At 33.0% G+C, this 10,996-nt stretch carries 9 protein-coding genes; 2 read left to right on the top strand and 7 right to left on the bottom strand.

What is annotated here, in order from left to right:
* Positions 1-252: 252 nt before the first annotated feature.
* The 7 genes from N5E64_RS11140 to N5E64_RS11110 form a co-directional block, all read right to left on the bottom strand.
* A complete protein-coding gene (locus N5E64_RS11140) occupies positions 253-720 on the bottom strand; it encodes a M28 family metallopeptidase (protein WP_280037614.1) in 468 nt (155 codons plus the stop codon).
* Positions 721-759: 39 nt separating this feature from the next.
* Positions 760-1,440, bottom strand: a complete 681-nt coding sequence (locus tag N5E64_RS11135) for an NAD-dependent deacylase (RefSeq protein ID WP_280037613.1) — start codon at positions 1,438-1,440, stop codon at positions 760-762.
* A 498-nt stretch (positions 1,441-1,938) separates the two neighbouring features.
* Complete coding sequence (locus N5E64_RS11130) at positions 1,939-3,741, bottom strand: acyl-CoA dehydrogenase family protein (protein WP_280037612.1); 1,803 nt, start codon at positions 3,739-3,741, stop codon at positions 1,939-1,941.
* Positions 3,742-3,768: 27 nt separating this feature from the next.
* The gene (locus N5E64_RS11125) at positions 3,769-4,950 is read right to left on the bottom strand and encodes an acetyl-CoA C-acyltransferase (RefSeq protein WP_125350257.1); all 1,182 of its coding nucleotides are present in this window, start codon (positions 4,948-4,950) and stop codon (positions 3,769-3,771) included.
* A gap of 54 nt (positions 4,951-5,004) precedes the next feature.
* Positions 5,005-5,355: a four helix bundle protein gene (locus N5E64_RS11120; RefSeq protein ID WP_114999168.1), complete on the bottom strand. Its 351-nt coding sequence runs from the start codon at positions 5,353-5,355 to the stop codon at positions 5,005-5,007.
* 39 nt (positions 5,356-5,394) lie between these two features.
* Positions 5,395-7,794, bottom strand: coding sequence for a 3-hydroxyacyl-CoA dehydrogenase/enoyl-CoA hydratase family protein (locus N5E64_RS11115; protein WP_280037610.1), 2,400 nt, complete (start codon positions 7,792-7,794; stop codon positions 5,395-5,397).
* Positions 7,778-8,239, bottom strand: coding sequence for a MarR family winged helix-turn-helix transcriptional regulator (locus tag N5E64_RS11110; protein WP_125350256.1), 462 nt, complete (start codon positions 8,237-8,239; stop codon positions 7,778-7,780). Before N5E64_RS11110 ends, N5E64_RS11115 begins: the two co-directional genes overlap by 17 nt.
* 325 nt (positions 8,240-8,564) lie before the next feature.
* Between N5E64_RS11110 and N5E64_RS11105 the strand changes: the two genes are divergently transcribed.
* Both N5E64_RS11105 and N5E64_RS11100 read left to right on the top strand, forming a co-directional pair.
* Positions 8,565-10,514 (top strand): KUP/HAK/KT family potassium transporter, encoded by a 1,950-nt coding sequence (locus tag N5E64_RS11105; protein ID WP_221854639.1) that lies wholly within the window; start codon positions 8,565-8,567, stop codon positions 10,512-10,514.
* A 128-nt stretch (positions 10,515-10,642) separates the two neighbouring features.
* Positions 10,643-10,969: a YegP family protein gene (locus N5E64_RS11100; protein ID WP_125350254.1), complete on the top strand. Its 327-nt coding sequence runs from the start codon at positions 10,643-10,645 to the stop codon at positions 10,967-10,969.
* The last annotated feature ends 27 nt before the right edge of the window (positions 10,970-10,996 follow it).

Raw genomic sequence — 10,996 nt, 5'->3', positions numbered from 1 at the left:
GCATATAATCGGAACTATAAGCATTCGAAATTTCAGTTTTTAGAGTTGTATACAAGGGAAAAATATTCGACATTTGATTAGTCAAATCAGAAGAAGCTGCATTATTTGATGTTGGATTACTTTCATCTTGCTCACAAACAATTGTTGAATTTACTTTATTCGCCACTCCTCCTACCTCATCAATATTCAGAACAGCTTTAATGTTTAAATTCTGAGGAACTGCAATTTGATTGACATATGTCTGACTTCCTATTAAACCTGCTCCTCTCCTGTAAAATGAATAAACTTGATCGAATAATCAGTATCGATATCTTTGATTAATCGAGCAATTTCTAATAAAGTAACCGTTCCCGATCCATTATCATTCGCTCCAGGTCCATTTAATGTATCATAATGACCATCGATGATAATAAATTTATCAGGATATTTTTTTCCAATTTTAGTTATGATTAAATTATTTCCAACATTTCCAAAAACATTAACTGATTGTTGCTCTATAGTGGCATAACCATATGTTGTATAATAAGATTTCAACCATGTAAATGTATTTTCATGAGCTGACGAACCAACAGTTTTAATTCCGAAATCTTGAAATTTTTGCAATTTCTGATGCACAGAATCGTATTTCACTTGTTCGACAATCGATTGATAAAACGGATTTAACTCTTGTGCAGCCGCATTAATAGAAAAAACAAATAATGGTAGAAATATATACTTCATATTCTCTAAATTAATTAATCAACAGTAAAACGTAAAAGATTAAAAATTATTCAAAATAGTTTTTAATTCTTCGATACTTTCTGTTGCTTTTTTCTTGATATGCGTAATAGATGAATTGGTATAGGTATCTGATGGATCGATATAGATAATTGGGACATTTGTTTTTGCATAATCTTTGAGCGAAGCAGCTGGATACACTTGCATCGATGTTCCAATAATTACCAAAATATCTGCCTTTAAAACCTCATCAATCGCATTTTCTATTTCCGGAACCATTTCGCCAAACCACACAATATGCGGACGAAGTTGATTTCCATCTTCAGCCAAATCTCCAAGTTTGATATCTTTATTCCAATCAATAATTTGATTCTCATCTTTTTCGCTTCGCGCTTTTCTCAATTCGCCATGCAAATGTATTATTTTAGAAGAACCTGCTCTTTCATGCAAATCGTCTACATTTTGAGTGATAATTACAACTTCAAAATCATTTTCTAACTCTTTCAAGAAATGATGCGCAGTATTGGGTTCAACATCGAATAATTGTTTTCGACGTTGATTATAGAATTCTTGAACCAATTTTGGGTTTCTTTGATAACCTTCAATCGAAGCGACTTCCATAATATCATGATTTTCCCACAAACCATTGGCATCTCGAAAAGTAGAAATTCCACTTTCAGCACTAATTCCAGCTCCCGTTAAAACAATTAGCTTCTTTTTCATTTCGAATGTATTAATTGAAGTAAATATAACTTTATAAAACAACAAAACTCCATTTATAGAAATGGAGTTTTGTTGTTTTATTTTATTTTTTTTAATTCATCTAATTTGACTAGACACATAATACTAAATGTTGCAAACATGGTCAACGTAAGAATTGCTGCATTAATTATCATAAGCTTTGTTTTTGGGTTATTAATTTGAATTAAAGTTACTTCAAATCATTTCTTTCGAAAAGTATTTCATTAAGAAATATCGACTTAACTCTCTTATTTTTAATGAATAAACTTTAACCTCAAGGCATAAAAAAACCTCAATTGGGAACAACTGAGGCCTTTCTCTACTAAAACTTAAGTACCATGAAAACTCAACTAACTTATATAAAGACTAGTACTTACTCTAGAATCATCAAATGATATACCAAATTATATTTCAACATATTAAAAATAAAAAAGCAGTCAATAAATTGACTGCTTTAAATAATTTGTATTTAAAATATACTTAGAAAGTGTATTTATTTTCTTTGATTAACAATTCTGCAATTTCAGTTTTTAAGTTAACTACGTTTGGATATTCGTTGTAACGTGTAAATCTTCTTAAACCAGATAACATCATGCGTTGCTCATCTCCTTCTGTGAAAGAAACGATACCGCGAGTAGCTTCTGTTTTGATAATTTCTACCGATTTGAATAATTGTAATTGAACTAATTTTTCTGCATTCTTCGCTGCATCAGCACCTTTTACATTTGCAATTTTTTCTGCACGTAACATCGCCGATTCTACCATATAAATTTCTTGCATAATACGAGAAGCCGCAATAATCAATTGTTGGTGTTGCTCTAATTCCGCACCAAATTTTTGCAAAGCAGAACCTGCAACCATAAAGAACGCTTTCTTAAGATTTGCAATAATTTCTTTTTCTTGCGCAAATAATTCTGAATAATCTGGAACATCAAAAGAAGGAATAGACATTAATTCGTTCGCCACATTCATTGCAGGAGACATTAAATCTAATTTTCCTTTGAATGCACGTTTTACTAACATCGAAACACATAATAAGGTATTGATTTCGTTTGTTCCTTCGTAAATTCTAGAAATACGTGCATCTCTCCAAGCTGCTTCCATTGGCATTTCTTTCGAATATCCCATTCCTCCGTAAATCTGAATTCCTTGATCCGCAGAAATTTGAGCAGCATCAGAAATCCAAACTTTTAAAATAGAAGCTTCGATTGCATACTCTTCGATACCTTTTAATTCCGCTTCATTATGAGGCATTCCTTTTGCCATGTTATCTTCGATTGCATCTTGTACATCTTTCGCTGCACGATACGCACCAGCTTCTGAAGTAAACGCAGAAACAGCCATATCAGCTAATTTCTCTTTAATCGCACCAAATGTATTGATTGATGTATTGAATTGTTTACGTTCTGAAGAATATTGTAACGAATAATCTAAAATACGACGTTGCGCATCTAAACATGCTGCTCCTAATTTGATACGACCAACATTCAAGGCATTCATCGCAATTTTGAATCCTCCGTCTCTTTCTCCTAAAAGATTTTCAACCGGAACACGAACTTCATTAAAGAAAACTTGACGTGTTGATGAAGAAACAATTCCTAATTTATCTTCTTCTTCTCCTAATGAGAATCCAGCACCAGCTTTATCTTTTTCTACAATGAAACCTGTGATATTTTTATCATCATCAATACGTGCAAAAACAATGAATAAATCAGCAAAACCTGCATTTGTAATCCACATTTTTTGACCTGTGATGATATATTCTTTACCATCTTCTGATAAAACAGCTTTTGTTTTTCCTGAATTTGCATCAGAACCTGCTTCCGGCTCTGTTAAACAGTAAGATGCAAACCACTCTCCTGTTGCTAATTTTGGTAAATATTTTTGTTTTTGCTCTTCTGTTCCGTACAATAAAATTGGCATTGTTCCAATTCCAGTATGTGCTCCAAAAGCTGTTGCTAACGAACCTGTTGCTCCTGAAATATAGTCACACACTAACATTGTTGTAACGAATCCCATTCCCATTCCACCATATTCTTCTGGAACAGAAATTCCTAATAAACCTAATTCACCAATTTTACGCATTAATTCTTCAATCAACGCATAATCTTTTTTCTCAATTTGGTGTTTCTTAGGCACTACTTCTTTATCGATAAACTCTTTTGCAGATTGCAAAATCATTTGTTGTTCTTCTGATAAATCTTCGTAAGTGAAAATATCATTATAAGAGGCATCTTTAATTAAATATTGACCTCCGATTAATCTATTTGGATTTGTAGACATATTTTTTTGTTGTTTAGATATTAGATTTTATTTTAGATATTCGAAAATTGAAGCTGCTCCTTGTCCTGTACCAACACACATGGTTACCATTCCATATTTCGCTTTACGCGCTTCCATTTCATGTAACAATTGCACGGTTAATTTCGTACCCGAACATCCAAGTGGATGCCCTAAAGCAATTGCACCTCCGTTTACATTGACGATATCAGGATTAAGATTCAACTCGCGCATAATTGCAACTGATTGAGAAGCGAAGGCTTCATTCAATTCGATTAACTGAATATCTTCTAATTTCATTCCTGCTTGTTCTAATGCTTTTGGAATTGCAAATAAAGGTCCAATTCCCATAATACGAGGTGCTAAACCTACCGTAGAATATGCAACTAAGCGTGCAACTGGCTCAAGACCTAATTCTTTCACCATATCTTCTGACATTACCATAACGAAAGCTGCTCCGTCCGACATTTGAGAAGAGTTACCTGCTGTAACTGAACCTCCTTGCGCAAAAACAGGACGTAATTTTGCTAAACCTTCGATAGATGTATCCGCACGTGGACCTTCGTCTACTTTGAAATCAATTTTCTTTGTTTGAACTTTTTCTTTATCATCTAAGAAATTAAATTCAACATCAATCGGAACGATTTGAGATGCAAATTTTCCTTCAGCATTTGCTTTTAATGCTTTTTGATGCGAATTGAATGCAAATAAATCTTGATCCTCACGAGACACTTTAAATTCTTTTGCAACTTCTTCCGCTGTTAATCCCATTCCCCAATAATAATCTGGATGATCTTTCGCTAAATCTGTTTCTGGAATTGGTTTGTAACCTCCCATCGGGATATACGACATCGATTCTGCACCACCAGCAATGATACATTCTGCCATTCCTGTTCTAATTTTAGCAGCCGCCAAAGCAATTGCTTCTGATCCTGAAGCACAATAACGATTTACTGTAACACCTGGAACTTTGTCTGTGTCTAATCCCATTAATGAGATAAGACGTGCCATATTCAATCCTTGTTCTGCCTCTGGCATTGCACATCCAACGATTAGATCGTCGATACGTGTTGGATCTAAAGTTGGATAATCTTGCATTAAGCGCTTGATTACTGTAGCTGCCATTTCATCTGGACGTGTAAAACGCAATGTTCCTTTTGGCGCTTTTCCTACAGCTGTTCTATATCCTGTAACTATATATGCTTGTTTCATTTTTTTAAAGTATTATTAGATTGTACAATGTAAAATGTATGATGTACAAAGTATTTAATTATAGTTCTGAATTAATTTGACCAACATATTCTGTATATGTTTTAAATCTTTTAATAAATTATCCGAAATCTCTACTTGAATAAATTCTAAATCTCTTGCTAAAATAATTTGACATTCCAATTCGAAAGACGAACCTAAAGCTATATTGAGAAAATTAATAAATTGAGCATTCGAATTTCGACCAGCACCTTCTGCAATATTTGAAGCTATCGATACGCAAGCTCTTCTTGATTGAGAGGTCAAACCATAAATCTCACTTTTAGGATAATTTGAAGTAATCTCATAAAACCTTTTCGTAAAATTCATTGTTTTTTGCCAAACGATTAACTCTTTAAAATCATGCATAAATACTTTTTACATGTTACTTTTTACTTAATACAAATATTAATTACGCAACGGTTTACCTGTTTTTAACATATGCTGAATACGCTCTAATGTTTTTCTTTCTCCACAAAGAGATAAGAATGTTTCGCGCTCTAAGTCTAACAAGTATTGTTCTGAAACATAAGTTGATTCAGACAAATTACCACCTGTCATTACATATCCTAATTTATTCGCAATTAAACGATCATGATCCGAAGCAAAACGTCCAGCAACCATAGAATCTGTTCCAACATAGAACATTCCCATTGCTTCTTTTCCTAACACTTCTACTTTACGTTGAATTGGTTGTGTATAACCTGCTTCTGCCATAATAATTGCATGTTTCTTCGCTTCTGCAATTTGACGTTCGGCATTTACTACAACAATATCTTGCTCACGAATAATTCCCATATTCTTCGCTTCATAAGCTGAAGTTGCCACTTTCGCAGTTGCGATATTCATGAAATTATCACGTAAATGATTTACTTTTACATCATCTTTTAAAGCGAATTCAGTTGCACGGCGCGCAAATTCTTTCGAACCTCCACCACCTGGGATTAATCCAACTCCAACCTCAACCAAACCAATGTAAGTTTCGGCAGCAGCTACAATTTTATCCGCATGCATTGACATTTCGCAACCTCCACCAAGCGTCATTCCGTGAGGAGCAACAACAACTGGAATAGATGAATAACGAACACGCATCATTGTATCTTGGAACATTTTGATTGCCATATTCAATTCCCACCAATCTTGTTCTGCAGCCATCATCATAATCATGGCTAAATTAGCACCAACAGAGAAATTATCTCCTTGGTTACCAATTACAACTCCACGATAATCTTTTTCTGCTAACTCGATTCCTTTATTGATTCCTTGTAAAACTCCTCCTCCAAGAGAATTCATTTTAGAACGGAACTCAATATTGATGATTCCATCTCCTAAATCTTGAATAGATATTTCTTGGTTTGACCAGATTTCATTTGTTTTTCTGATGTTATCTAAAATAATAAATGCATCTTGACCTGGAATTAATTCGAATTGTTTTGATGATTGATTATAGAATAATTTCTTACCATTTTCGATTTTATAAAAAGAATCTGCACCTGAAGCAGCTAATTCTTTTACCCAATCCGAAACCTTGAAACCTTCTGATTCTACTAATTGAATTCCGTTTTGTAACCCAACCAAGTCCCATGTTTCAAATGGACCATATTTCCAAGCGTAACCTGTTTTTAAAGCGTCATCAATTGGATAAAGTACATCTGTAATTTCTGGAACACGTTGAGAAACGTAAGCGAATAATGAAGCAAAATGTTTGCGAATCAATTCTCCAGCCTTACCAGAATCTTTCAATAAAACACCTAATTTATTACGCATAGATCCTGCATTTTTAGCAGTTTCTACAGCTGTAACTTTTGCACGTTCCATTGGACGATACTCTAACGTATCAAGATTTAAGGCAAAACGATTGGTATTCCCTTCTTTATCAATTTCTTTATAATAGAAACCTTTTTTCGCTTTATCTCCTAAGAATTTATTTTCGATTAAGAAATCCAAGAATTTTGAATCTTTCAAACCTTGGATCATTTCGTCATTTGGCGCATTTTGCTGTAAACCTTTTGTTACATTATATGCTGTATCCAAACCAACCAAATCACCCAATTTGAATGTTCCCGTTTTTGGACGACCCAAAATAGAACCTGTCAAAGTATCAACTTCTTCAATCGTTAATCCAATTTCTTGCGCCAATTCCATCACTTTCGCCATCGAGTAAACTCCTACTCTATTCCCGATAAAACCTGGCGTATCTTTACATAAAACTGGTGTTTTACCTAAAAATAAAGATGCATAGTTTTGGAAAAACTCAACAACAGATTTATCTGTTTGAGGAGTTGGGATAATTTCGAATAATTTTAAGTAACGTGGCGGATTGAAGAAATGCGTTCCGCAGAAATGTTTCTGAAAATCATCTGAACGACCTTCAGCCATCAAATGAATTGGAATACCAGAAGTATTAGAAGTGACTAAAGTTCCTGGTTTACGGAAGTTATCTACACGCTCAAAAATAGATTGTTTAATATCCAATCTTTCGATCACAACCTCTATTACCCAATCCGAGTTTTTAATCTTCTCGAAATCATCATCAAAATTCCCTACAGTTATACGAGAAGCAAATGCTTTGTCATAAATTGGTGAAGGATTGCTTTTTAAAGCAGCATCTAAGTGAGTTTGAGCAGTTCTGTTACGAACTACTTTACTCTCTAAAGTAAGTCCTTTCGCTTGCTCTTGTGGTGTAAGCTCGCGAGGAACCATATCTAACATCAAGACTTCGACTCCGATATTTGCAAAATGACATGCAATACCAGAACCCATCACTCCTGATCCTAATACAGTTACGTGTTTAACGTGTCTTCTCATAATTGTTTTTAAATATTTTTTTGTCCGATATTAATTGGTTAATCTTATAAATCACTTCCAAGAAAATTTGCATTTTCTCTGGTTCGATGTGATTATTAATTGATTCATTAAATTGCAAAACAAAATGTTTTGAAATATCTCTCATTCTTAATCCTTCTTCAGTCAAAGTGATCAACACACTTCTCCCATCTTCTGGATTTGGTTTTCGAACGATAAAATTTCTTGCTTCTAAGTTTTTTAATGTTCTCGACAAGCTTGTTGGCTCTATTCCCATCTTTGGTCCTAGCGACGTACTTGGCGTACCTCCTTTCGGATCTATTGATAATAATGTAAAGGCATACACCATTGTAGAATCGTAAGCAACTGCTTGCTCATTATACATTTTCTGAACTGACAACCATGTTGAACGCAATAAATAATCTATCGTTAAATCTTCTCTTAACATATTTTAGTGTATGTCTAACAAATATAATCTTTTTTTATTATGCAAGCATAACAAAGTTTTAAAATTTAATTTTGTTTAACAAATAATGATTCAATTTACTATTTATCAATGAAATGTAACTTTAAATTATGATTAATAAAATAAATAGTATGATTAAATAATACTTAAATTTATTCCATTATTAAAAAATTGACTGTAGTAGTGTAAAAATACGTCATATTTAGTATCGAAAATAAATATAATGTTGGTTTTATATTATAAATAAATAAGATTGTTTAATCTCTTTTCAACGGCATACATTCGTAGAAATTTTAAAATACTGCTTATGGAATCAAACCATACGATGAACAAAGTAACAGCGGCAACGCTATTAATCGCATTTGGAATCATTTACGGTGATATTGGAACAAGTCCTTTATATGTAATGAAAGCGATAATTGGCGAGAATCGCGTGATTGAAGAGAGCATTGTCTACGGAGGCGTATCATGTGTTTTTTGGACTTTGTGTTTTCAGACTTCTATCAAATATGTATGGTTGACACTAAAAGCGGATAATGATGGCGAAGGAGGAATTTTTTCTTTGTATTCATTAATCAAGAAAAAAGGTAAAAACCTAATTATTCCAACCATCATTGGAGCTTCTGCTTTGCTCGCCGATGGAATTATCACCCCCCCCGTTTCCGTCTCTTCTGCTGTTGAAGGACTACGAATGCTAAACGGACTCGAAAATCTACCTACTATACCTATTGTCATCTTTATCCTTTCGATGTTATTTTTCTTCCAACGATTTGGAACAAATAAAGTAGGAAAAATATTTGGACCATTTATGGTTTTGTGGTTTACAATGCTTCTAGGCTTAGGAGTTTTACATATTGTACATCATCCAAGTATTATCAAAGCATTAAATCCTTATTATGCGTATAACTTATTGATGAATTATCCTCATGGATTCTGGATTCTTGGCGCTGTATTCTTATGTACAACAGGTGCTGAGGCATTATACTCCGATTTAGGACATTGTGGACGAAAAAACATTAGAATTAGTTGGTTGTATGTTAAAATCTGTTTAGTAACAAACTATTTAGGACAAGCAGCTTGGTTAATGCACCAAGACAATCCTATGTTAGACGGTAGAAATCCTTTCTACGAAATGATGCCAGATTGGTTCTTGATTCCTGGAATTTGTATTGCCACAGGTGCAGCTATTATTGCATCACAAGCTTTGATTACAGGATCTTTTACATTAATCAATGAAGCAATTAACTTAGGTTTCTGGCCAAGAACATTAATTATTCAACCAAACGAACACAAAAGCCAAGTTTATATTCCTACAATCAATTTTATGTTATGGGCTGGCTGTGTCTTTATCGTTCTATATTTCCGAGATTCGTCCCATATGGAAGCCGCCTACGGTCTTGCCATAACGGTTACCATGTTAATGACGACTTTCTTGTTATCCTATTACCTTAATTATTATACAAAATTCAACAAAGTATTTATTGTGGCAATTTTGTCGATATTCGTAGCGATAGAATCTTCTTTCTTCGTAGCAAATGTTGTCAAATTTGTTGATGGTGGCTATTTAGCATTATTAATGGGATGGTTGTTCTTTGTAATAATGTATTGTAGTTTTTACGGAAAAATCCTTAATTCACGAAACTTAGAATTCGTTAAAATAAAGCGCTACGCAAATGTATTAACAGAATTGAGCGAAGATAAAACAATCAATAAATACTCTACTTTCTTATTTTACTTAACGAAATCTACGAATCCAAAAAATATCGAAAAATATAGCATTCAATCTATTTTATCAAAACGCCCAAAACGTGCAGATGTCTATTGGTTTGTAAACATTAACCGAGATAGTGAACCCTATACGTTGAGTTATAAAATATTGCCAATTGTCGATCAAAAAATATATCGAATTACATTTAATGTAGGATTTAGAGTTCAGCCAAAAACAGAACAATATATCAAAAAAGTAATCAACGATATGTATGCAAATGGAGAATTAGAGTTAAAATATCTGAGTACATGTTTGAAAAAATACAATCAAGATCCTGACATGAAATTTGTTTTGATTGAGAAATTTCCTTCAATTGAAACTAAATTAAGTATGAAAGAATTTTTCACGCTAAAAGTTTATTATTTATTAAAGAAAATAGAATTCAACATTCCGAAATCTTTTGGTCTAGAAAAGAACGACGTTGTTATAGAACACATTCCTCTTTATATGCACAAACATAATATTGACGATTTAAAAAGAATTCAATAAAAAAATAGAAATCCTGAAATAATTTTTCAGGATTTTTTTTGTAAATATTTTATAGATTGATAATTATCAAATAATTTTTATAAATTTATATCAATCAACAAAATAAAATATTTATAAAAAATTAAATTATGTTCGAAATTTATCAAGACAAAGCAGGAGAATATCGTTTTCGTTTGAAAGCTAAAAATGGACAAAATATTTTGGCAAGCGAAGGTTATAAACAAAAAGCAAGCTGCGAAAACGGAATTGAATCTGTTCGCAAAAATTCGCAAGATGATTCTAAATACGAATTAAAAGAAGGTGCTTCTGGTAAATGGCATTTCAATTTAAAGGCAACAAATGGACAAGTAATTGGGACAAGCCAATCGTACGAAACTGAATCTGGCGCTAAAAATGGAATTGCTTCTGTAAAAACAAATGCTGCTGATGCAGAAATAAAAGAAGTAGGAGGTTAATTACAAACCGTCATAAAAAGCTGAAGC

This window comes from Empedobacter sp. GD03739, assembly GCF_029843245.1.
GTDB lineage: Bacteria > Bacteroidota > Bacteroidia > Flavobacteriales > Weeksellaceae > Empedobacter > Empedobacter falsenii_B.
This window is presented reverse-complemented; position numbering and strand designations above follow the sequence as displayed.